Raw genomic sequence first — 23,243 nt, 5'->3', positions numbered from 1 at the left:
CTGGACCCAGCATCGAGCTAAAGTCTGTGGCAAGCAAGGAGATTGGCGATGGCGGACGCGAAGGCGCCGTTGCCGGCGCTGGACCCCGGTAATACGCCGTTCTGGACCGGCGGTGGCCGGGAAGAACTGCTCATCTGCCGGTGTGGCTCGTGTCGGCGGTGGTTGCATCCGCCGGTACCGGTGTGCCGCTTTTGCCTTTGCGCCGACATCACGCCGGAACCGTGCAGCGGCCGAGGGGAAGTCCTGACCTACACGATCAACCGCCAGCCGTGGCTGCCCTCGCTGCCACCGCCTTATGTCATCGCCGTCATCGCACTGGACGACGACCCGGATCTGCGCCTGACGTCACGCCTGGTCGACGTGCAACCCGAGCAGGTGTCGATCGGGATGCGGGTCAGTGTCTGCTTCGAGCAAGCCGGCGACGTATGGCTGCCGTTGTTCCGGTCTGCGGAGAATCCGTGATGACCATAGGCGGTACGGGCACGGTGATCAGTGGGATCGGGCAATCCGACGTGGGCCGGCGGCTGGGCCGCTCCGGGTTGTCACTGACGGTCGACGCCGTGCTCGACGCGCTGGCCGACTCCGGCCTCGACCGGGCCGACATCGACGGGTTGTCGACGTGGCCGGGCGGATCGGGACCCGCACCGGGCTTTACCGGAGCGGGCGTATGGGACGTCAAGGACGCGCTCGATCTCAACCTGGAATGGTTCTCGGGAGGCAGCGAAACCGCGGGTCAACTCGGCGCGATCGTCAATGCCGTCGCCGCGATCCGGGGCGGATTGGCGACCCACGTGCTCTGCTTTCGCACCGTCTGGGAAAGCACCGCCCAGACGGCGGGGCGGCGGGCGTCGGTGATCGGCTCGGACGGGGGCCGAATTGAGGGGTCTCACCAGTGGATGGTGCCGTTCGGTGCGGTCTCGGCCACCAACTGGGCCGGTCTGCTGGCCACTCGCCACTTCCACGAATACGGCACGACGCGCGAACAGCTTTCCGGCCTGGCCACCACGCTGCGTGCGAATGCTGCGCTGAATCCCAAAGCGGTGCTGAGGGATCCGATGAGCGTCGATGACTACCTGGACGCGCGGATGATCTCCGAGCCGCTGTGCCTGTTTGACTGCGACATCCCGGTCGACGGCTCGACCGCGGTGATCGTCTCCGCCGCCGAGGCCTCGGCGGATCTCGCGGCGCAACCGGTCCACATCGAGGCGGTGGGCTCGGCCTTACACGGCCGTCCTTATTGGGATCAGTACGAGGACCTGACCTCGATGGCGGCACACGATGCCTCGGAGGCCTTGTGGCGCAACACAACACTGACCGCGCGGGATGTCGATATCGCCCAATTGTATGACGGCTTCTCGATCCTGGCCCTGATCTGGTTGGAGGCTCTGGGGCTGTGTGGCAAGGGCGAGGCGGGCCCGTTTGTGGCCGGCGGCAGCAGGATTGCGCACACGGGAGAGCTTCCGCTCAATACCGGGGGCGGTCAGCTCTCGGGCGGACGGCTGCACGGTTTCGGTCATCTCCATGAGGCATGCCTGCAGCTGCGTGGCCGAGGGGGGAACCGGCAGGTGCCGGGGAACCCGGAGGTTGCCGTGGTCGCCGCCGGGGGCGGATACCTGGGCGGTGCGCTGCTGCTTACCCGACATCGGTGAACATCACAACAAAACGGAGGAAGGAAGGCGAGCGGTGAAAGTCAGTGTCGACCCGTCGCGGTGCGAGGCACATGGAATGTGCGAAGCGACGGTACCGGAGTACTTCACTTTGGATGGGGAAGGCTACAGCTCGATCGGGGCCGGCAAGCCGGTCCCGCCAGGCCAAGAGGCCCGGGTCCGGCTAGGTGTGGAGTCGTGCCCCGTCGCCGCGCTGTCGATCACCGACGACTGAACGTCTGGCGATTCTCGCGGACCGACCTTGTCAGGGTCGGATAGCTAAGGTAGGCTAGCCAATTAACGGACGGAAACCGTCGGTAATAGATCATCAAGTGAATCGAGTGTTAGTGAAAACCCCGATCTGCGAGATGCTCGGCGTCGAATTTCCACTGCTGGCGTTCAGCCATTGTCGTGACGTGGTCGCCGCGGTGACCAACGCCGGCGGCTTCGGTGTGCTGGGCGCCTCCTCGCACAGTCCCGAAGACCTCGAGCAGGAACTGGCCTGGATTGACGATCACGTCGACGGCAAGCCGTACGGTGTCGACATCGTTTGTCCGGAGAAGTTCGAGGGCAAGGGTCTGGATCTGACGGCCGAACAGATCACCGCGATGGTCCCCGGGGAGCACCGCGATTACGTGGCGAAGTTGCTCTCCGAACATGGATTGAGCCTCGACGAGATCGGCGATGAGCCGTTCCGGATGTTTGCATCGCTGTCCGACACCGTCGGCCAAGAGTTGCTCGATGTTTCGTTTCGCCATCCCATCAAGCTGATCGCCAACGCGTTGGGTGTTCCGCCGCAGTTCATGATCGACCGGGCGAAGGCCGAGGGTGTGCCGGTCGCCGCGCTGGTCGGTGCGAGGGAGCACGCCGTCAAGCAGGTGCAGGCCGGTGTGGACGTGTTGGTGGTCCAGGGCACCGAGGCGGGAGGCCACTGCGGTGAGGTGACCACCATGGTGCTCGTCCCCGAGGTCATCGAGGCCATCCGGCCGATCCGAAACGTACCCGTGCTGGCAGCCGGCGGCATCGTCACGGGACGACAAGTGGCCGCCTCCATCGCCTTGGGCGCGGCGGGAGCATGGACCGGTTCGGTGTGGCTGACGACCGAGGAGGCTGAAACCGCGCCCTACACAGTGCAAAAGATGCTGGCGGCGTCCTCGCGCGACACGGTCCGGTCGAAAGGTCGCACGGGAAAGCCGTCACGGCAACTGAAGTCGGCCTGGACGGATGCGTGGACGGCCGAGGCCAATGGACCCGGCGCGTTGCCGATGCCGTTGCAGTCCATCGTCTCCGAGAACGTGCTGCGCCGGCTCGACGTTCTTGCCGAGAACGGCAACAAGGGAGCCCAGGACTTGGCCACCTACTGGGTGGGTCAGGGCGTGGGATTGATGAACAAGGTCAAGCCGGCCCGCGAGGTGGTGCGGGAAATGATTGAGGACTACCTGGATGCGGTGGAGCGCGTCGCGGGGTCACTGGAGGACTGACATGCCGACGACGACGGACACCATCGCCATCGATCCGCGCACACCGATCCTCGTCGGCGTGGGGCAGGCCGCCGAGCGCGTCGAAGACCCGGACTACCGGGGCCGGTCGCCCATCGATCTGGCCGTAGCCGCCGCCCGTGCCGCGGTCGAGGACACCGGCGCGGACGCGCAGGCGCTGATCGCGGCGATCGACACCATCGCGTGCACGCGTCAATTCGAGAATTCGACTCCCGGCGCCCCGGCGCCCCTGGGAAAGTCGACGAAATACCCGGTCTCGGTGGGTAACCGGCTCGGGGCCGCACCCAAGCGCGCGGTGCTGGAGATTGCCGGCGGGCAGTCACCGCAGCACCTGGTCACCGAGTTCGGTCGGGAGATCCGCAACGGCGCGGCGGACGTCGTATTGCTCGCGGGAGCCGAGGCAATGTCGACCATCCGCCATCTCGTGAAATCGGAACACCGGCCCGACTTCTCCGACGACCCGGCGGACCCCGACGGGATCTACGAGGATCGCGGTTTCGGCCTGCACGGCCTGATCAGCATGGAGCAGGCGGCCCACGGCCTGACCAACGCGCCCACCCAGTACGCCTTGCTGGAGAACGCTCGGCGGGCTGCGCGGGGCGAAAGTCGCGACAAGTACTCGGCCGCCATGGGTGCGCTGTTCGCCCCATTCACCAAAGTCGCTGCCGCTAACCCCTTCTCGGCGGCCCCCGAAAAGCGCGGCGCCGAGGAACTCATCGCGGTCACCGAGCGCAACCGGATGATCGCCGACCCGTATCCGCGCTTCCTCGTGGCCCGAGACCAGGTGAACCAGGGCGCCGCCGTGTTGATGATGTCGGTGGAAGCCGCCCGGCGAGCAGGGATTGACGAGAGCAAATGGGTGTTTCTGCACGGTCAAGCCGACCTTAGGGAGCGCGACCTCCTCGATCGCGCCAACTTGGGCGAGGGGCCCGCGGCCGTCACCGCTGTCAAGCACGCCCTCGAGGTTGCCGGGCTGAGCCTCGACGACGTCGACTTCTTTGACTTCTACTCGTGCTTCCCGATCGCGGTCGCGAACATCACCGATGCTCTTGGCCTTTCGCCCGACGACCCTCGCGGATTGACCCTCACCGGTGGGCTGCCGTTTTTCGGCGGCGCGGGTAACAACTACTCGATGCATGCGATCGCCGAAGCGGTCGCGCGGGTGCGCGCCAAGCCCGGCAGTTATGCGCTGGTGTCGGCCAACGGCGGGATCCTCTCCAAGACCTCGGTGGGCATCTACAGCGCGACACCGACGGTCCTCAAGCCGGATCGCAGCGACGAACTGCAGCTCGAGATCAACGCAATCGATAACCCGCCGCATGTCGTCCACCCCAACGGCTGGGCGGCCATCGAAACCCACACCGTGGCGCACGGCCGCGGCGTGGAGAAGACCGGAATCGTGATCGGGCGCCTCGAGGACGGCGGCGGGCGCTTCCTGTCCCAGGTCGCGCCGGGCGACGACCAGCTGTTGGCGCTGCTCGAGAACGCCGAGCAGCCCATCGGGGAACGCGTGTACGTCACGGCCTTCGGATACGGCAACCGGGTCACCGGCTCCGATAGGGTCGCGGCGGAGCTGTTTCCCAAGACGGCGCCGGTGCTGCGCGACGACTATGAGTTCGTCAAGATTCACCGCGACGGGCATCTGCTGGAGATCACCATCAACCGGCCCGATGTGCGCAACTGCCTGCATCCGCCCGCCCATGAGGAGCTGGACGGGATCTTCGATGCGTTCTTCGCCGATCGTGAGCTATGGGTGGCGATCATCACCGGGGAGGGAACAAAAGCGTTCTGCGCCGGCAACGACCTGGTCTACAGCGCCGGCGGGAAGCCGATATACGTGCCGCTCAACGGGTTTGGTGGTCTGACCGGTCGGCGAAACATGCACAAGCCGGTGATCGCCGCGGTCAACGGGTTCGCCATGGGTGGTGGCTTCGAGATCGCGTTGGCCTGTCATCTTGTGGTGGCCGACGAGGCAGCGAGGTTCGCGCTGAGCGAGGTCAAGGTAGGCCTGATCGCCGGCGCGGGCGGGGCGATCCGCTTGCCGCGTTCCATCCCGCCCAAGGTCGCCAACGAAATGATCCTGACGGGCCGGCGCATCGGGGCCGACGAGGCGCGGGCGCTCGGTGTCGTCAACCGGATCGCCCCCGAGGGGCAGGCGCTGGCCGCCGCCCGGGAGCTGGCCGCCGAGATTCTCGACGCGTCACCGACATCGGTCCGGTTGTCGCTGAAGCTGATGGAGCAGACGCACGGCATCGCCGACACGGTCGAAGCGGTGACCGCCCCGAACGACATCGTCGACGAGCTGATGATCAGCGCCGACGCCATCGAGGGCATGTCGGCCTTCGCGACGAAGCGCCAACCGCAATGGAAAAATCGGTGATCGACGGCGCGACAACCGAACTGCTGGCCTTCGAAGATTCCGTCAGCGGGGTCATCGAAAAGGTCTGGGGCGACGCCACCGCCGCCGAAAGCGGCGACGTCGGCGAGCTTTGGGGGTCGGCCGCCGAACAGGGCTGGTTCGAACTGGGTGACGCCGGCGCCCTCGAGCTCGCGGTCGCTGCCACGCGCCGGCTTGGCCGAGCCGCCTGTCCGCTTCCGGTACTCGACGGCTACGCCGCGACAGAGCTGTTCGACGAGCCCGGCATCGCCAGCGGCGAGATTCGCCTGGTCCTCACCGGCGACCCGGCCGCCCCGGTCGACGCCGGCGCGGCGGCCACGCACGTGCTCGTCATCCCGAAAGAGGGCGGCAAGGCGCGCCTCCACGCCGTTGCCCACCAGACGGCCCTGCCCGGCCTCGCAGTGCCATCGTGGACTCGCGCAAGTCTGGGCGAGACGGATGCCGAGCGCGACATTGACCGCAACCAGGCCGGCCGGGCGCTGGTGTTGACGCGCCTGGGCAAGGCGGCGCGCGCTTTGGCCGCCGCCGAGTACGCACACGAGATGGCGATCGAGCACGCCAAGGCTCGCAAGCAGTTTGGCAAGGCGATCGGCAGTTTCGGTGCCGTGCAACAGCGCGCCGCGCAGTGCCAGATCGAGGTGCGGTCAGCCAATCTGCTGCTGGCGGATGCCGTCTCGGCCCTTCGGCATGGTCGGGAGAGCGCTGTATTGGCCGCCGAGATCGCGGTCGCCCACATTGCGGCCATCGCGCCGAAAGTGCAACTCGGCGCCCACCACACGCTGGCCGCCATCGGCTACTTCAACGAACACCCCGCTCCCTGGCTCTTCCGGCGCGTGCATAGCGACGTCACCCTGCTCTCCACAATCGAGCTGGCGCAGGGATCCGTTGGCGACGCGCTGGTGGAGACCGAATCACGGTTGCCCGCCGCAGATCTGGGCGAGGCCGGCGAGGCCTTCCGCTCCGAGTACCTTCGGTTCATCGCCGAACGCGGCGCCCGCGACGAGGCGCCGACACCGATGAACGTCGACCTCGGCATCATCCGCGCCATGGCGCACAACGGTTGGTTGGGCTTCGGCTGGCCTCCCGAGTACGGCGGTCGCAACGCCTCCCTCGCCGAGCAGGTGGTGCTCAACGAGGAGACCACCTACAACCGGGTCGGCGCGGCCAAGGCTTTGGGAGCCGTGATGCTGCTCGGCTCATCGATCTTGAGGCATGGCAGCGAAGAACAGAAGCGAAAGTTCCTGCCGATCATCCGCGCGGGCGAGATGAACTTCTGCCTTGGTTATTCGGAGCCGGAGGCGGGCTCCGACCTGGCGTCGCTGCGTACCCGTGCCGTCCGCGAGGGCGACGAGTGGGTCATCACCGGGCAAAAGCTGTGGACCACGGGCGCGCAGGTCTCCGATTGGGTATGGCTGGCCGCGCGGACCGATCCCGACGCCCAGCCGCGGCACGCGGGCATCACGGTGTTCCTCTTTCGCCTCGACACGCCCGGCGTGACGATCCAGCAACACACCGCGCTCTCCGGCGAGGTCTCGTGCACCGTCTTCTACGACAACGTCCGCGTTCCCGACTCGGCGCGCGTCGGTGCGGTCAACGGCGGATGGGCGGTCATCGTTGACGCCCTTGCCGGCGAACGCATCACGATGGGCAACATCGCCGCGGCGCTGCATCGCCAACTCGACGACCTGCTCGACTTCGTGCGGCCCGATCCTGTGCGCCTGGTCGGCCCGCGCGGCTCGGCCCGACGCGCAACGATCACCGACCTCGCTGTGCGGGTGCAGGCCACCCGAGCGCTCGTGACCGCCGCCGTGCGGGCCAGCTCGACCGATATCGGCGCGATGTTCGACGCCGCGATGGCGGGGGTGATGGGAGGCGACCTCGCCGAAGACTTCGGCGAGGCCACGCTGGCGATCTTCGGGCCCGCCGCCGCGTTGAGCGGCGGCCCGGGGAACGACGAGATTCCCGGCGGCGGAGCCTTCGAATACGGTCTGCGCCAATCGATCATGTACGTGGTCGGCGGCGGGACCAACGATGTCCAGCGCGGGCTGATAGCCCGTGGTCTGGGACTGCCTCGCTAGCCGGCTAAATGGAAAGGACGGCAACGATGCCCGACAAGATACTTCCCCTCGAGGGTGTACGTGTCATCGACTTCACCGACGGCGCAGCCGGTTTCGCAGGCCGATTCCTGGCCGACCTCGGTGCCGACGTGGTACTGGTGGAGCCACCGGAAGGCGCCGCCTCACGCCGGGCCCAGCCCCAACACGACGGCCACGGTCTGCAATTCGCGACCGCACACGCCAACAAGCGCGGCGTCGTCATCGACGTCAGCAACGCCGAGGGACGCGAAACGCTGCTTGAATTGACGGACGCCGCAGACATTTTCCTGGAATCGCACCCGGCGGGCCGCCTCACCGAATTGGGCGTCGGGCAACAGATCATGCGTGAACGAAACCCACGACTGGTCGTGGCGTCAATCACCAACTTCGGGCAGACCGGTCCCTATCGCGACTACAAGGCCAGCGAGGCGGTGTTCACCGCCATGTCGTCGCTGCTAACCCGCTCCGGGGCGCCCGGGCGCGAACCCCTGCTGCCGCCGGGCGAACTGGCCACCCAGACGGCAGCCGTGGACGTCGCCTACGCCGCGCTCCTGGCATACTTCAGGGCCCGGCGCGGCGGCGGTGGGGATTACCTGGACTGCTCGTTGTTCGACCTGGTCGCCCAGGATCTTGACCCCGGGTTCGGAATGGCCGGAACCGCGACCATGGGCCAACCGCTGCACACGGCAGCGCCGGGACGGCCCGACGTCCGCATGATGTATCCGATCGTGCCTTGCGCCGACGGCCACGTCAGGATGTTCGTCGCCTCCGCCAAGCAGTGGCGGGCACTATTCAGCTGGATCGACGAACCCGAAGAACTCGCCGACCCCGCATTGGAGCACCTCTTCGGCCGCTTCATGAACTGGGGAAAGATCCGGCCGGTGCTCGTCGATTTCTTCGCCGACAAGACCCGCGACGAAATCGTTTCGCACGGATCACAACTGGGAATCGCGGTCGCCCCGCTGAACACCGCTCACGAGATCTTGACCAGCGACCACGTGCGCGAACGCGAAGCGTTCGTCCACGCGGAAATCGCGCCCGGCGTCCGCGCCGCCATCCCTAACGGCTACCTCGAGTTCGATGACGATCGGGCCGGCTTCCGCCACCGCGCACCGGAACTCGGTGAGCACACCCAGGAAGTGCTGCGCGAACCTCGGCGTCCGGCGGCGGTCGGTGGCGCGGAGGTGGACGTGCGCCCGCTGGCGGGAGTGCGGGTGCTCGATCTCGGTGTCATTGTGGTGGGGGCGGAAACCGGGCGCCAGCTCGCCGATCAGGGTGCCGACGTCATCAAGGTGGAGAACCGCGCCTTCCTCGATGGCGCGCGCCAAACGGACGCGCCCGACAAAGTGGGCTACTCTTTCGCGCTGGGCAACCGCAACAAGCGCAGTTTGGGGCTGAACCTGCGCAGCGAAGCGGGCAAGAAGTTGTTCGGTCGGTTGGTCTCCTGCTCCGACGTGGTGCTGACGAACTTCAAGCCGGGAACGCTGGAGTCACTCGGGCTGGGCTACGAAAAGCTCAAAGCGATCAACCCGCGCATCATCGTCATCGAAAGCAGCGCGCTGGGCAGCACCGGATCATGGTCTCGGCGAATGGGTTACGGCCCGCTGGTGCGGGCTACCGTCGGGCTGACCACGCTGTGGCGTCACCCCGACGCCCCCGAGGGATTCGGCGACGACCAGACCGTGTACCCCGACCACGCGGCGGCGCGGGTCGGCGCCGCTGGGGTCGTCGCCGCGTTGATCGAGCGCGAACGGACCGGAGTGGGGCGATGGATCGGTGTCGCGCAGATGGAGACGGTTTTCTGCCAGCTGGCCACCGAATACGTTCGTGAATCGCTCGAACCCGGGACCATGGTCGCGAAAGGAAACAGCAGCGAGTTCGACGCTCCCGCAGGCATCTTCAGGTGCGCCGGGGAGGACGCCTATTGCGCGGTGACGGTGCAGGGTGATGACGACTGGACCAACCTGTCCAAGGTCATCGGCCGGCCCGACCTCGCCGACAAGCCCGAATACGCGACAGCCGCCGGTCGTGTCGCCCACCGGGACGAACTCGACAACCTCGTACAGGACTGGATCACGCCCCTGACGCCACGCGAAGCGCAGGAGCGCCTGCAGGGCGGCGGTGTGGCGGCGGGCGCGGCGGTCCACGTCAAAGACCTGCTTACCGAGCCGCACCTGGCGGCGCGCCACCAGCTCGGCGAGCTGTCGCAGCCGGGCCACGCGGAGCCGCTGGAGGTCTTCATGGGTCCCGCGCTGTTCGAGAACATCCCGGCGCCCGTACTTCGCGCGGCGCCCGCGATGGCGGCGGACACCCGGGACATCTGCCGGACGCTGCTCGAGATGTCCGAGGACGAGTTCGACGAGCTGGTCGCCGCAGGCGTGCTCGAAATGTCGTCGGACGACAAGACTTAACGAACCAAGGAGACGCGTGATGGCAGGCAGCAGCAAGGCGGCGATCGTGGCGGCCGCGCGCACGGCGATCGGAACCTCGCGCCGGGGCACCCTGGCGAACATGCAGGCGATCGAGCTGGCCAAGCCGGTGGTGGCCGCCGTCGTCGACCGCTCGGGCCTAAACCCAAGCGATTTCGACGATTTGGTGTTGGCGGAGAGCCTGCAGGGCGGCGGCGACAGCGCCCGTTATATCGCCGTGGATCTGGGCCTCACCGGTGTCCCGGGCATGGCCGTCAACCGGCAGTGCGCCTCCAGTCTGACTGCCCTGGCGGTCGGCGCCGGACAGATCGCGGCCGGGATGAGCCGGGCGATCATCGCCGGCGGCATGGAGTCCTGTTCGACCTCGCCGCGCTTCCGCAAGCGCAAACCGTTCACCGCGGGCAAGACGGCGGAGGATTACGACGACTGGACCCCGCTTTCGCATCCCCCCACTCCCGACGCTCCGGCACTGGACATGTCGATCACGGTGGCGCACAACTGCGCCGTCCAGTACGGCATCACACGCGGAGATCAGGATGCGTGGGCCTTGCGAAGCCACCAGCGCGCGATCAAGGCGATCGACGCGGGATCCTTCATCGAAGAGATTGTGCCGATCGAGGTTCCCCAGCCCGACGGCTCGACCGTTACGTTCGCCGAGGACGAGCATCCGCGCCGTGACAGCTCAATCGAGGTACTAGCCGGGCTGAAGGTGCTACATCCCGAGATCGACGGATTCACGGTCACCGCCGGCAACTCGTCGGGCATCAACGATGCCGCGGCCGTGGTGGCGTTGGCTGCGCCCGACACCGCGCAGGAGGTCCTCGCGAACGTCTTGTCCTGGGCCCAGGTGGGCGTGCCCCCCCACCACACCGGCAGCGGCCCGATCACCGCCATTCCCAAGGCGCTTGAGCTGGCGGGACGCCAGCTGGAAGAGGTTGCGCTGTTTGAAATCAACGAGGCTTTCGCCGCCCAGGCGGTGGCCTGCTCTCGTGAGTTGGGTCTGGACGAAGAGATCGTTAACGTCTATGGCTCGGGCATCAGCCTGGGCCACCCGATTGCCGCGACCGGAGCCCGGATGGTCACCTCCGCTATCTATGAACTGCGCCGGCGTGGCGGCGGCATCGGCGTGTTGTCAATGTGTGCCGGAGGCGGCATGGGCGCAGCGATGGTGATCGAGGTCGCCTAACGGGTGCGCGGTGCGCGCTTGTTGGTGCGCGAATCGCTCTCGGCGCCCGCGTTACCGAGATGCGTGTACGACAGCCCGTGCCGTTGCGCGACGCTGGGCGGCAGATCGCGCGCCTCCCACAGCGCCCGCACCGTTCCCTGAATGGCCTTCGGCCGGCGCGTCGCGATCTCCGCTGCCAAATCCGCTGCCCGGGAGCGCAACTGGTCGTCGGACACGACCTCGGTAACCAACCCGATGCGCAGGGCGGTCTGGGCGGAAATGCGTTCTTCACTGCCGAGCAATGCCCAACGCATCACGTCGCCGTATGGGACCCCTCGCGCAAGCATCCCCATCGGCTCGAGTGCGGACACGATGCCGGCGTTCGCGTGCGGATCGAAAAACACCGTCGACTCGGAGCAGATCGCGAAGTCGCACTCGTTCACGAAATACATCGCGCCGCCCGCCACCATGCCGTGCAGCGCCGCGATGACCGGCTTCCACACCCAGTTCGCCTTGGGGCCCAGCATGATCCCCGGATCCTCCTGGTTGAAGATCGGTTCGTGGTCCCACCATTTGCCCTCGCCGACGTCGATTCCGGTGCAAAAGGCCCGGTCTCCATTGGCGCGGACAACCGCTACCCGGATTTCCTCGTCGTCGCGCGTCCGGCGCCAGGCCGCGGCCACTTCGTTGGCCATGCGTTCGTTGAACGAATTCAGCTTCTCGGGCCGATTGAGCGTCAGTGTCGCGACGTGGCCGCTGACGTCGAATTCGATGGTGTCAAAGCCGGTCGTGTCTGTCACGGCGCTCCTCAAGTCCTCGCGGCTAATGTGCGTGGCCTGCTTGTGCTTCGCTTTCGCGGGTGAGGCCGGCGGCGAGGATCAGCTCCTCGTGCAGCTCGAACCACACGGTGTGATACGAATCGATGATCGGACGCGCCAGCCAGGTCGTATCTCCCGACCGAACTTTCGCCAGCGCGGCCCCTAACTTCTCCGGATAGCTTGCCAGGCGGGGGAGTTGGTTCGCGACCTGCGCGGTAATGGGCGTGACCCGCTCGTGGACGTCGTTGAGCCGGGCCAATACCGCCGAGTCGTACTCTTGGTCGTCGTGGGTGTTCGGCTCACCGTTCTTGAGTTGCCAATCGGCGATCAATGCCTTGAAATCAGCGTTGACGGCACGGAATTCGTCATAAGCGGTGGCGATGGCCGTCGGGTCTGCCGTCTCCCGTTCGGCCGCGAGTAGCTCGCTGAGCCGGGCGCGGCCCTCCGGGGAGAGCCGGACCGTCTTACCCTCGACGAGCAATCCTGCTTCGGTGGCCGCCGCCACCGCGTCGGCCACGGCGGTGGGGTCCTCGCCAAGGGTGGATGCGATGTCCGCCGCCGGGATCCGCCCTTTGAGGCGTACCGCTTGCAGCACCTTCAACTCGATCATCACCCGTCCTTCCGGCTATTTAGATGCCCCGATCGTGGTGTGACCAACTGGGGGTGAGGCCCTAACCCGTGACCCTGAATATATATCCTTCAGATGTATAGCGTGCCCATACTAGTCCGTTCGATCTGGGAACCGGACCGCCGCCCCGCATGCCGGCGCAGGAGGAGACGAAAGATGGCTGCCAGAATCGCCGTCGTGACGGGCGCCGCCAGCGGAATGGGCAGGCTGATGACGGCCAGGCTACGGGAGGCGAAATGGGCAGTGGCTGCTGTCGATCTGCCCGGGCCGCGACTAGACGCTGTCGCTTCCGAGACCGGCGCGACCCCGTACCCGTGCGATGTGTCCGACGACCGCCAGGTGAAGTCCACCGCGGAGTCGGTCATGGAGCGCTTCGGTCGCATCGACCGATTGGTCAACGCCGCCGGTATCGCGCTCTCGGGCCGCATCGAGGATTTGGCGGGCGATGCCTTCGAGCGTTCGATGAACGTCAACTACCTCGGAACCGTCCGCTGGGTGCGGGCGGTCGTGCCGGGCATGTGGACGCGCGGCGCGGGTGAGGTGGTGCTCTTCGCGTCGCTGGCCGGCTGGATGCCCACGCCGGCGATGGCGGCGTACACCGCGACCAAGTTCGCCGTGGTGGGCTTTGCGGAGACCTTGGCACTGGAGCTCAACGGCTGCGGGATCAGTTTGCGGTGCGTATGCCCCGCGGGGGTCCAAACGCCGATGCTCGACGACATCATGGCTCAGGGAATTTCCGAAAGGCTGAAGAACATGTCGCCGGTCGCGCCCCCGGAACTGGTGATCGACGCGATCGAGGCATCGCTGAGCCGGCGGCACACTGGGATATACGTGTTTCCGGGAGCGGCGGCCAAAGTGTTGTGGCGAGCGCGCCGGCTGTCGCCGCGGCTGCTCGCCGGTGTCGTCCGGCGACTCTCCGCCGACCGCTGACCGGCGCCACCCATAGGACAACCGCGGCCGCAGATGTATAACTTAGTAAGTTATATGGGCGCCGGACCACAGGGCAACGGTGCGGCCAGGAGGCGGGGTGGTCCCATGCAACTGCGTCTCGCGACGACGGCGCCCGCGGGCCGGCACCGGCTGCCCGGCAAGACCGAGCATGACGCGAATGACTTGGGCGCACCGCTGCGCGCACTTGGCGGTGACGTTCCGGATGACATGGACGGGCCGCGCGATGGGAAGGCGGCGGGCGCCTGCGCCCCTCGTCGGGGCCGGCCCCGGACACGCGCCGTCGCCTACGGCCTCCTGCCGACACTCCTGGTCGGACTCGGGGGCGGCGCCGGGCTCTTGACGTGGGAGGTCGTGTCCGCGCAGCTTTTACACTCGGCGCGCGTCGATTCCCTCCGTGCGGCCCGAGACGGCACTTTGGCGATACTGAGTTACCGGGCCGGCACCGTGGACGCGGACCTCAGTGCGGCGCGGGATCGGCTCACCGGCAAGTTCAAAGATTCCTACACGCTGTTCACCCATCAGGCGGTGATCCCCGACGCGCGGCAAAAACAAATCTCGTCGATGGTGTACGTCCCGGCGGCCGCGTCCGTATCGACAACGATCGACCACGCCGTCGTGCTGCTTTACGTCAACCAGACCTTCATGCACGACCCCGATCCACCGACAAGCACGGCATCGAGTGTGCGGGTGACCCTCGAGAAAGTAGGCCGGCGCTGGTTGATCTCCGAGTTCACACCGATCTGACACCACAACAATGAAAGATCGCCGAGAAGGCGGCGGTGCCGCGACTGGCATTGCCGCAGCGGGATTTTGCTCCGCTCGCCGCCAGTCCTCAGCTCGTCGGCAGGGCCGCCAACACCATGTCGACCAGCGCTTCCGTGTAGTCGTTAGCGCCCTTCGCAAGTCGTCGCATACGCGATGGCGGTGTCGCCATGTAGTGCATCAGCAAGGCGCCGAACAGGGCATCCAGCATCAGGGTCACCGGTGCGTTTTCCGGCAGGTCGCCGCGGGCGATCCCGCGTTTCGTGATGGCTCGCATGGCGGTCGCCTGAGCGCCCACGAAATCCGCCCAGCGCGGGGCCAATTCGGGCACCGCGCGCGCTTCGGCGCTCAGCCGGACGACAACGTCACCGATCTCGCTGACTAGCAGATCAAAGATGCTGCGGCTCAACACGATTAGATCACCACGAAGGCTTCCGGTGTCGGTATCCAACGGCAGGGCAATGCGGGCTTCGAGCGTTTCGAGCAGCAACGACGTCTGATCGGGCCAGCGCAGGTATATCGACGACTTGCCGACCCGCGCCGCCCTGGCCACGGCGTCGATGCTGAACCCACTCCATCCCACACGACCGTAAAGGTCGCACGCGGCCTGGCGTACGCGTTCCTCCACATTTGGGTCACGGGGGCGCCCGGTGCCCGCATTCGCCGATCGTGCCATGACTGTCCTCGCCGGTTCCGATGTCAGGTGCAAACTACTGGATGGCAATTATGGGAGCTTTTGCGGGAGGTGGGCCGGCGGTCAAAGTCGGGTTCGCGAAGCCGCCTCGCTGAGGCGTTCCAGCGTCGTTGTCATCGAGGACACCAGCCGATCAGGGCGGCCGGCCAGACGGTCGAGCAGCAGAACCCAACCCGGCGAGTCACGCGTCTCGAAGCGTTCTCGCAACACAGTTCCGTCGCCGTCCGCGACCAGCTCGAAAGACCAGCGGGTTGCGGCACCGCTCCAATGCCGGGCGTCGAAGGCCAAGCGCTGACCCTCTTCGACCTCCACGATCTCGCAAGTGGTGGACCACCGAAACGGACCGAGGCGGTTTGCGCCGCGGAACCGCGCGCCGAGAACCGGTTTCGACGCGCCGCCGAGCCAGCGTCCACCGGTGCATTCCGGGCTCCAACGACCCATTTGGGTGACATCGCTGACTAGCTGCCACAACGATTCAGGGGCGGCAGGCGATCGAAATGCGACCTCTCCGGAGAACTGCTTCACCGCGGCATGCTAGTGCCTGGTGCGATTCCTGCGCCGGCGCGCACGGAAACGCTCGAAGCGGACGTAAGCCGAAATCGCCGGCGACAACCCCGCCGGATAGGGCGGGGTGATCAGGGCCGCCAAGCTCATCGGCAGTCGGCTGATCGTGACGGTGCGGTGGTGCGTAAAGGTGTCAAATCCCGTCCTGCCGTGGTAGGCACCCCAGCCGCTGTGCCCCACCCCCCCGAATGGTGCGGCCATCACCGCGCAGTGCAGAGCGAAGTCGTTGATCGTCATGCCGCCGCTGAAAGTCCTCGCGCGGAACTCGTCGAGGCCGCAATCGCCCGGGCCGTACCAATACGCCGCCAGCGGCGAGGGTCGCGCCGCGACATAGTCACACACATCGTCGATCGTGTCGTAGGGCAGCACCGTCAGCACAGGTCCGAAGACCTCCTCCCGAGCGATGTGCATGTCATCGGTGACATCGAGCACGACGGTCGGCGGGATGAGCCGACGCCTCGGATCCGAAGGGGTACCGCTGTCGCGGACCGTCGCGCCTCGCGATCGGGCGTCTTCGATCAATGCGGTCACTCGTTGGAAGTTCTTGTCGTCGACGATGCTGACCAACCCTGCCTCGCCATCCGCAGAGGCGGCGACTCGGCCGTGCTCGACTGCCGCCGCGACGAAGGTTTCCACGCGGCCGCGGGGCACGAACGCGTAGTCGGGACAAAGACAAATCTGGCCGCCGTTGCCCAGCCGTGCTGCCATCACGCGCCGCGCCATGGCCGGCACGTCGGCATTGGGAGCGATGACCGCGGGGTTCTTGCCCCCGAGCTCGAGGGTTACGGGAACGAGATTCTTGGCCGCCGCCGCGGCGACGAGCGCGCCGACTTTCGGTGACCCGGTGAAGAAGAGATGGTCGAAGGGCAGTGCGCTGAACGCCGCGCCGACCTCGGCTCCACCGGTGACGACTGTCAGCTCGGTCGGGTCGAAATACCTTGCCGCCGTGGCGGCGAACAGTTCTGCGGTGCGGGCGGTTACCTCCGAGAATTTGATCATGACCCTGTTCCCCGCGGCGAATGCCGAGGCGGCGGGTTGGACGACCAGGCCGATGGGGAAGTTCCATGGGCCGATGATGCCCACCACCCCCAACGGCTTTTTCTCCACCGTGGTCGGCAGTCCGAGCAGCGTGGCGGACCGGATCCGCTGCGGGCGCATCCACGACTCCAGGTGGCGACGAGTTGCGTTGATATCCGGCAGGATTCCCGCGATCTCCGACAAGATATTGACCGCGTGAGGCCGGTTGCCGAAGTCGGCGTTGAGCGCGGCGGAGAATTCGTCGGCGTTCTCGGTCAGAAGCAGAATCAGCCGGTCAATCCTGTCACGTCGCACCGCAGCCGATGGGGGCCCGGCTTGGAGGAAGTCGGATCGCTGAGCGTCCAACAGCGCGTTTAACGTCGCCGACTGGCCGTCAGTGAATTGGCGCGCCGCACTCTCGACGTCAGTGGACATCGCTCTCCGTTCGAACTTGTCGGGGTATTTACTGTTGTTGCAGACGTTTGGCAAGCGGCAGCGTCACGGCGGCACACGTGACGAGCATCAGGAGGCCGCCCAGTCGCTGGTCAACCGGGGGTGAAAGCCCAAGTGCGGTGGGCTGATGCATGGACGTGGAAGGCTGGAGCAGCGCAGCCAGGCCGAGAATGGCCGCGACTTCCTGACCGATGATCAGTGCGCTGCGCCGTACGGCGGGCCGGACGTGGCCGGCGGTGACCAGTATGGCGGCCCAGTAGCTCAGTCCGATCACGACGACGAGCAACGCAAGCCAGAGTGGGACCATGTCGAGCTCTGCGGCCCGACTGTGCACGCTGGGCAAATGCACCGCGATCAACAGGGCCGAGTTGAGGGCGACGGCGATGACCACCCATGCCGTCCATGGTCGGGAATGTCGGAGAAGGTCCGCCGGCCGACCGGGGCGCCTCACGGAGATGAGCAATAGCGGCGCGGCAACCATCAGAGCCTCGAGCGCCGCCATGGCTATTAGGTGGGATTGCAGAGCCATTGCTCGTACCGTCTCGGATGTTCCCACGATGATAAGACCGGCGGCTCCGAGGATCGCGGCGATCCGCATCCGACCGGCAAGCCAGCAGATTAGCAGCGCCGCGGTAATTGCCGCCGCCACTAATATGGCTGGATGCCAACCAAATTGGGCTGAACGTGGTGGTTGCATGCTCGGCGTGGCGCGAGCGCCATCTTCCATCGTCGGCGTCGTATCGCCAGTTTTCAGCAGCAGCGCCGCCACCGCCACGGCGACCGCGATCTCGGCGCCCGCCGCGATCCACAACCGGGCCGACAGCCGCGGACCTTTGGCGACCGGTGTGGCGTCAACCGCCCCGGGCGGCATCACGGAGTCCTGATCAGCCCAGGCAGACGCTTCTGCGAAAACACACGTGACAAGACGGCGGCAGCGGTGGCTCCCTTGCCGACCAGCGCCTGCCTCTTGCCGGCGGCCAGCGCGTCGTATCCCGCGCGGGCAACCTTGGCTGGCGAGCCGGCCTTGTTCTTTTCGAACATGTTGTGCAGGAAAGACTTACCCGTGAAGGTATCGATGCCGCCGGCCTGTGCGAACTTGGTTTGTGTCGCGCCGGGCGTCAAGCAGGTAACGGTGACCCCGTGGGGCTTCAACTCGGCGGCGAGCGCGTAGGTAAATGTGTTCACATAAGACTTGCTGCCACAGTAGGACGCCATGCGGATCGAGGGGACCATGCCCGCCGTCGAGCCCACGTTGAGGATCGCGCCGTGCCCACGTTCCTTCATCTGGCGGCCGAAGAGCATCGAGGTCGTGGTCAGCGTGATCACGTTGAGTTCCAACATGTTCGCCACCCGCTCGGGCGACAGGTCGACGGCATCACCGAAGCAGGCGAAGCCCGCGTTGTTGATCAGTGTGTCCGGAATCCAGTCGTTCTCCTGACACCATTGCAGCAGGGCGGTGGCTGCGTCGGGCTTCGACAGGTCCATTTGAAGTGTTTGCAGCCGCGGCGCGCCGAACCGGAAGTCCTCGCTCAGCTCGTCGAGTTCGGCCTGCAGTAGGCTCACCGCGAGAACCGCCGAACCGTCCTCGAGGTACAACTTGGTGAACTCCTTGCCGATGCCGGAGCCGGCGCCCGTCACGACTACCTTTTTCATTCGCTGAAATCTCCTGGTTCTCGTTCGTCTTGTGCTTCAACCGCCCGGGAAATCGGGCGGCTCCATCAAGGGATCGGCGCGAGCGCGACCTCGGTGCGTCCTCCCAGATCGGCGGCGATGACCAGGCGGCCCCGTTCATCGGCGTCCAATTCGTCATCGACGGTGCCGCGCAGGCGATACCGCCCGTGGGGCACGAGGCGTTCGACGCCCAGTTCTACGCGGGCAGGCCCGTCACCCGGCCACAAGACCAGGCGGAGATCAGTGCCGTCGGTGCGGGTGGAGGCCACCATTACCTCTGGATAGCTCACACCCGTCAGAATGGGGCCGGTCAACACTGCCTTGCCCGGCCCCTCGGTGATCAAGGCGCGGTGACCACCCGGCGGGTTGAACCGGGCGAGTGCCAGCATGGCGTTCATGTTGGTCGACAATTCGTCGTACCAGCGGGTGCCGCCGGCCTGCGTGGGCGGCAGTTGGCGGTCCAGTGATGCTGCCAAGATTTCGCACAGCTCGGTGTCACCCATTTCGGCCGCCGCCCACATCACCGGAGCGATGGCTGCGGCCGTCGACTTGCGGTAATTCCCGGTATCGATGGCATCCCACCCGCGCAGCGCGATGGTTGGCTCGGGCCCTGCCGTGTCAACGAATTCGCGGCGGACGATGACCCAGCATCGTTGCGCGAGTTCGGGGTCGAAGGCATGCAACATACTGGCCAGTCCGCAATCGGCGATCGTGGAGGTGAGCATCGGGATGGTCACACCGAGCCGTGCGGAGCGAATCGCGGTCACTCGTCCATCCGGCGTGATGAACTCCTCGTGGAGTCGGCGACGGAATTCCTCCCCAATCGAGTCGACGAACCTGGTGCCGTGCAGCCTGTCCGACAGAATCAGCGTGTTGATGCCGGTCATATTGCAGGCGCTGTAGATCCAGTTCGGTTCGCACGGGAACAATGTCATGTCCGACCGCTGCATGTTGTCGTGGACGGCTGCGGCAACCATGTCGTGGGTATAGGGCCAGGTGCGCTTGCCGAGCCGGAACGGCAACGCGCCGCTGCGGCGGTAGCGGTCGTCGCCGGTGTTGGACTCGTAAGCGCCCAGCATCGTTCCGAGGTAGCCAGACAGCATAATGTTGTCGCGCTTCATCGGGTCCCAGTCGAGGCTGAGGTTGCCCCACGTTTGCTCGAAAGCCCAGTAGCGCCAGATCGGCGGCAGTGTCAGCTTGTCGATCAGGTTGCGCTGAGCCGCGGACAAATAGCCGTGAAAGGAAGGCGTGTAGTGCAATTGAGCCATTGCAAGCGCCCATTGCATGAAATTCAGCTGATAGCGGATCGCCGACGTTTGAAACTGGTCCAACTTGGTGAAGCCGTCGAACTTGTCCAGCGGCTGCAGAGCCCGATCTAACAGCGCTCGCAGAGTCGCGAGATCTTGTGTCGAAAGTTCGTTACCGACAGATGGTTTGGGGCGCGGATCGATTCGAGGAACACCCAAGAGATATCGAGCCCGGGTGCGGCCCCGGTGCTGTGCAGCGCGGAAGGCGCGACGCCGGGCTACGGTGCCGACTGCGGCCGCGCTGAATAGTGCCGTAGGCACCGCTACCCGAGCACCGTTCCACGTCTTGTCCCCGCGGCTGGCCTGCTTGCGCGCATTGAATGCGGTTGCGGCCCAGAGCAACGGCGGCAGCACGATGTTTCCACTGCCGAACCACGCCACCAACGAGGTCGCGAAACCCGCCACCGTGGCAAGGAACCGCAGCGGGCTGCGCGTGTAGATATAGCCGGCACCGGGACAAAGTGTTCCGAGGGCCAGCGCCCGGGTACCGGGACGCTTGCTCAGCGCTGACACCACGATTGCCCCACCGACGACGAACGCCGCGCCGATTCCAGTGCGGCGCAACAGTGCCCGAACGGCGGGACCGCTGGGCTCGTCGGGAATCGTCAACTTGTATCCCACCCTGGTGTCCTCATCGGGTTGGACGGTCGAAGTAGTCATGGATGTGCCTCTCGGCTCGACGGAGGCGGTGACCACCGTGCCACCGCGACGGGCGACTCGCGTCCGCCGCGACGTGAGATCTTGCGAAACGCTGCCCCGAAGAGAGCCGATGCCAGCACGCAGCAGGCCATCAGCCGTTCACGCGTCGAAATCGGGAGGTGAAAATGTGGTCCCCTCAACATCGGGATGTCTACTGTGATGTAGCGGAGTGTAATACCGACGGATTGCGTCGGCAATAGGCTGGCCGCTAGTGACCGCATACGCTGCAGCGAAGGAGAGGACTTCGATGGCTATGGTCCGGCCTGCTCAGCAAAGGAAGCCGGGGGCGGGACGTCGGCGTGATCCGACGATCGACGACAAGGTCCGGCGGGCGGCCCGCATGCTGTATGCGCTGGAAGGGTGGGTGGGATTCCACTTCGAGGGGGTGGCGAAGGCCGCCGGCGTCAGCAAGGACGCGGTGTACCGACGCTATTCCGATGCTCGCTCGCTGCTGCTCGAGGCGCTCTCAGATCAAGCTGTCCCACTGCTCGCCGAGGACCGGCCGATCGAGGAGGCACTTATCGCGTTGGCCGGCGACATCTTCACCTACTTCGCCGGCGGCAATGGGTACGCCAACCTGCGGGTCCACATCGACGCGGCGCAATACCCGGATGTTCTGCAGCAGTACCGCATTCGCGTGGTCGAGCCGCAGATTAGGCAGGCGGTCAGTGTCCTGGAGCGCGCCCGCGACCGGGGAGAGCTCCATCCGGACACCTCGTGCGCCTCGGTGATCGAAGCTCTCGGTGGCGCGGTCATGATTTATGCGCTGGCAACGGCGCCGTGGCCGGGTGCCGTCGACGGGGATGATGATCTGCTCGATTCGGCAACACTGCGTCAGCTGACGGACTTCGTCCAGCAGATTCTCTACGGCCGCGCCAAGTCTTCACCAACGCGGCGCCGTCGACGGCCCGCCGCCAACCGGTGAGGTAACGCAGTCGAGGTCAGGTTCGTTCGGGCAGCCGGATCGACGTCGAGGGATCATGCGCCATGCGGAGGTCGGGTTTCACGACCTTCGCGGTTGCGTTGCGGGGTAGCGCGTCGACGAAGTCGTACCAACGCGGACGTTTGAATGCCGCCACGCGGTCGAGGCACCACTGGTCGAGCTCTTCGGCGGTGACCTCCTCGCGCGTAACGACCACGGCCTTGACCGCTTCGCCCCAGCGCACGTCCGGCACCCCGATCACCGCGCACTCCACCACCGCGGGATGAGCCACCAGCGCGGCTTCGACCTCGACCGAATACACGTTTTCACCACCGGGCTTCACCATGTCCTTCTTTCGATCGACGAAGAAGATCAGCCCGTCCGGATCCTCGCGCCCGAGGTCGCCGGTGTGTAGCCAGCCGTTGCGTAAGACCCCGGCCGACGCGTCCGGCAGCTTCCAATAGCCAGGTGTCGTCGACGCACCGCGGAAGCACAATTCACCGACCTCGCCCTGCGGCACCGGCGCGCCATCGTCATCGAGCACGGCGGCGACCAGGCCGAGCAGCGGTCGTCCTAGCACAGCTCCTGGGCGAAGGCACTCGTCCCCGAAGGCGGCAAGCGCTATGCCGCCCAATTCCGTTGCACCATAGGATGTCCCGATCGTGACACCGGGAAGCGATCGCATGAGCATGTCATTGGTCTCTTGCGACAAGGCCAGCCGGATGCTATCCGAAGACTGGCTGGCCTCGGGGTGCTCGACGATATCGGACGGATTGGGAAACAGCGTCGCCACCGAAACCGTCCGCGCCCGAACCACCTCCCAAAACCGCGCCGCATCCCCGGGACCGTCGACCACGAAGGTTCCACCCGTGGCCAGCGTGCTGAACAAGAAGTGCAGCCCGGCGACGTGAAACAGCGGGAGCTGAGGCCAGACCACGTCGCGGCCGGACAGGCCCGTCGCGTGGGCCCAGCCGCTGATGCTCGATAGCCACCCGCGGTGGGTCAATAGACAGCCCTTCGGGCGTCCCGTCGTGCCCGAGGTGTAGAGCTGAACCAGGACATCATCACAACAAGGGCGGGGACCCTGGTACGAGTGTCCCAGGGTGACAAGCTTTTCCAGATCTTCGCCCGAAGACCACGAGGGTCGGTCCAACAAGCCGGCCACCCGCGCGAGCGGTTCGAGTTCTGCTTGCACGAACGCGAATCCGGCATCGGCATCGTCGCATTGAAAGGCGATGTCGTCGGCAGTGGCGCGCGGGTTCAATGGCACGACGACCGCGCCAATCATCGCGGCCGCCAGGCACACCTCCACCACTCCCGGGTGGTTCGCGGCAAGAATCGCCATGCGGTGGCGCGGTCGCATCCCGGCCGCGGCGAACCCACCGGCGATGCGCTCGACACGATCGGCAAGCTCGCCATACGTGCGAGACATGTGCTCGCTAACGATTGCGGATTTGTTCGGATGCTGCGTACGGCCTCTGGCGAGAATGTCGCCGATCAGCATGTCGGCGTTGTTCACGAACT

Annotated in this window: 20 protein-coding genes; 11 read left to right on the top strand and 9 right to left on the bottom strand. The window is 66.2% G+C overall.

Annotated elements, in window-relative coordinates; all coding sequences use genetic code 11:
* The first annotated feature begins 48 nt into the window (after positions 1-48).
* The 8 genes from AC5Y5E_RS21740 (at position 49) to AC5Y5E_RS21705 (ending at position 11,254) form a co-directional block, all read left to right on the top strand.
* Positions 49-462, top strand: a complete 414-nt coding sequence (locus AC5Y5E_RS21740) for a Zn-ribbon domain-containing OB-fold protein (RefSeq protein ID WP_499904906.1) — start codon at positions 49-51, stop codon at positions 460-462.
* Positions 462-1,649 (top strand): thiolase family protein, encoded by a 1,188-nt coding sequence (locus AC5Y5E_RS21735; protein WP_499904905.1) that lies wholly within the window; start codon positions 462-464, stop codon positions 1,647-1,649. The genes AC5Y5E_RS21740 and AC5Y5E_RS21735 overlap by 1 nt, the downstream gene beginning before the upstream one ends.
* A gap of 34 nt (positions 1,650-1,683) precedes the next feature.
* Positions 1,684-1,881: a ferredoxin gene (locus AC5Y5E_RS21730; RefSeq protein ID WP_499904903.1), complete on the top strand. Its 198-nt coding sequence runs from the start codon at positions 1,684-1,686 to the stop codon at positions 1,879-1,881.
* 112 nt (positions 1,882-1,993) lie between these two features.
* Positions 1,994-3,127, top strand: a complete 1,134-nt coding sequence (locus AC5Y5E_RS21725) for an NAD(P)H-dependent flavin oxidoreductase (protein ID WP_499904902.1) — start codon at positions 1,994-1,996, stop codon at positions 3,125-3,127.
* A 1-nt stretch (position 3,128) separates the two neighbouring features.
* On the top strand, positions 3,129-5,525 hold the full coding sequence (locus AC5Y5E_RS21720) for an acetyl-CoA acetyltransferase (protein WP_499904901.1): 2,397 nt from the start codon (positions 3,129-3,131) through the stop codon (positions 5,523-5,525).
* Positions 5,510-7,621, top strand: a complete 2,112-nt coding sequence (locus AC5Y5E_RS21715) for an acyl-CoA dehydrogenase family protein (protein ID WP_499904899.1) — start codon at positions 5,510-5,512, stop codon at positions 7,619-7,621. Before AC5Y5E_RS21720 ends, AC5Y5E_RS21715 begins: the two co-directional genes overlap by 16 nt.
* Before the next feature lie 26 nt (positions 7,622-7,647).
* Complete coding sequence (locus AC5Y5E_RS21710; RefSeq protein WP_499904898.1) at positions 7,648-10,050, top strand: CaiB/BaiF CoA transferase family protein; 2,403 nt, start codon at positions 7,648-7,650, stop codon at positions 10,048-10,050.
* A 19-nt stretch (positions 10,051-10,069) separates the two neighbouring features.
* Entirely contained in the window at positions 10,070-11,254 is a 1,185-nt protein-coding gene (locus AC5Y5E_RS21705) for a thiolase family protein (RefSeq protein ID WP_499905045.1), read from the top strand.
* Here AC5Y5E_RS21705 and AC5Y5E_RS21700 read toward each other — a convergent pair.
* Both AC5Y5E_RS21700 and AC5Y5E_RS21695 read right to left on the bottom strand, forming a co-directional pair.
* On the bottom strand, positions 11,251-12,033 hold the full coding sequence (locus tag AC5Y5E_RS21700; protein WP_499904896.1) for an enoyl-CoA hydratase/isomerase family protein: 783 nt from the start codon (positions 12,031-12,033) through the stop codon (positions 11,251-11,253). The two genes, AC5Y5E_RS21705 and AC5Y5E_RS21700, sit on opposite strands and share 4 nt — an antisense overlap.
* A gap of 22 nt (positions 12,034-12,055) precedes the next feature.
* The gene (locus tag AC5Y5E_RS21695; RefSeq protein ID WP_499904895.1) at positions 12,056-12,661 is read right to left on the bottom strand and encodes a MarR family transcriptional regulator; all 606 of its coding nucleotides are present in this window, start codon (positions 12,659-12,661) and stop codon (positions 12,056-12,058) included.
* 174 nt (positions 12,662-12,835) lie between these two features.
* Between AC5Y5E_RS21695 and AC5Y5E_RS21690 the strand changes: the two genes are divergently transcribed.
* Both AC5Y5E_RS21690 and AC5Y5E_RS21685 read left to right on the top strand, forming a co-directional pair.
* A complete protein-coding gene (locus AC5Y5E_RS21690; RefSeq protein WP_499904893.1) occupies positions 12,836-13,609 on the top strand; it encodes an SDR family NAD(P)-dependent oxidoreductase in 774 nt (257 codons plus the stop codon).
* 105 nt (positions 13,610-13,714) lie between these two features.
* Positions 13,715-14,374: a hypothetical protein gene (locus tag AC5Y5E_RS21685; RefSeq protein ID WP_499904892.1), complete on the top strand. Its 660-nt coding sequence runs from the start codon at positions 13,715-13,717 to the stop codon at positions 14,372-14,374.
* An 88-nt stretch (positions 14,375-14,462) separates the two neighbouring features.
* On the opposite strand, the gene AC5Y5E_RS21680 is transcribed toward AC5Y5E_RS21685, so the two are convergent.
* From AC5Y5E_RS21680 to AC5Y5E_RS21655, 6 genes are all read right to left on the bottom strand, one after another.
* Positions 14,463-15,068 (bottom strand): TetR-like C-terminal domain-containing protein, encoded by a 606-nt coding sequence (locus AC5Y5E_RS21680; RefSeq protein WP_499904891.1) that lies wholly within the window; start codon positions 15,066-15,068, stop codon positions 14,463-14,465.
* A gap of 81 nt (positions 15,069-15,149) precedes the next feature.
* Positions 15,150-15,611: an SRPBCC family protein gene (locus AC5Y5E_RS21675; RefSeq protein WP_499904889.1), complete on the bottom strand. Its 462-nt coding sequence runs from the start codon at positions 15,609-15,611 to the stop codon at positions 15,150-15,152.
* Positions 15,612-15,620: 9 nt separating this feature from the next.
* On the bottom strand, positions 15,621-17,102 hold the full coding sequence (locus AC5Y5E_RS21670) for an aldehyde dehydrogenase family protein (protein WP_499904887.1): 1,482 nt from the start codon (positions 17,100-17,102) through the stop codon (positions 15,621-15,623).
* Between the two features lie 28 nt (positions 17,103-17,130).
* The gene (locus tag AC5Y5E_RS21665; protein WP_499904885.1) at positions 17,131-17,991 is read right to left on the bottom strand and encodes a cytochrome c oxidase assembly protein; all 861 of its coding nucleotides are present in this window, start codon (positions 17,989-17,991) and stop codon (positions 17,131-17,133) included.
* Positions 17,991-18,773 (bottom strand): SDR family NAD(P)-dependent oxidoreductase, encoded by a 783-nt coding sequence (locus tag AC5Y5E_RS21660; RefSeq protein WP_499904883.1) that lies wholly within the window; start codon positions 18,771-18,773, stop codon positions 17,991-17,993. Before AC5Y5E_RS21660 ends, AC5Y5E_RS21665 begins: the two co-directional genes overlap by 1 nt.
* 65 nt (positions 18,774-18,838) lie before the next feature.
* The gene (locus tag AC5Y5E_RS21655; protein WP_499904881.1) at positions 18,839-20,707 is read right to left on the bottom strand and encodes a linalool dehydratase/isomerase domain-containing protein; all 1,869 of its coding nucleotides are present in this window, start codon (positions 20,705-20,707) and stop codon (positions 18,839-18,841) included.
* A gap of 430 nt (positions 20,708-21,137) precedes the next feature.
* Between AC5Y5E_RS21655 and AC5Y5E_RS21650 the strand changes: the two genes are divergently transcribed.
* Positions 21,138-21,722: a TetR-like C-terminal domain-containing protein gene (locus tag AC5Y5E_RS21650; RefSeq protein ID WP_499904879.1), complete on the top strand. Its 585-nt coding sequence runs from the start codon at positions 21,138-21,140 to the stop codon at positions 21,720-21,722.
* Between the two features lie 16 nt (positions 21,723-21,738).
* Here the strand turns inward: AC5Y5E_RS21650 and AC5Y5E_RS21645 are convergent, their stop codons facing one another.
* Positions 21,739-23,238, bottom strand: a complete 1,500-nt coding sequence (locus AC5Y5E_RS21645) for a class I adenylate-forming enzyme family protein (protein ID WP_499904878.1) — start codon at positions 23,236-23,238, stop codon at positions 21,739-21,741.
* Positions 23,239-23,243 lie beyond the last annotated feature (5 nt).

It is taken from the genome of Mycobacterium sp. NGS54 (assembly GCF_059812465.1).
The sequence above is the reverse complement of the archived record's forward strand: the minus strand, read 5'-3'. Positions and strand labels throughout refer to the sequence as shown.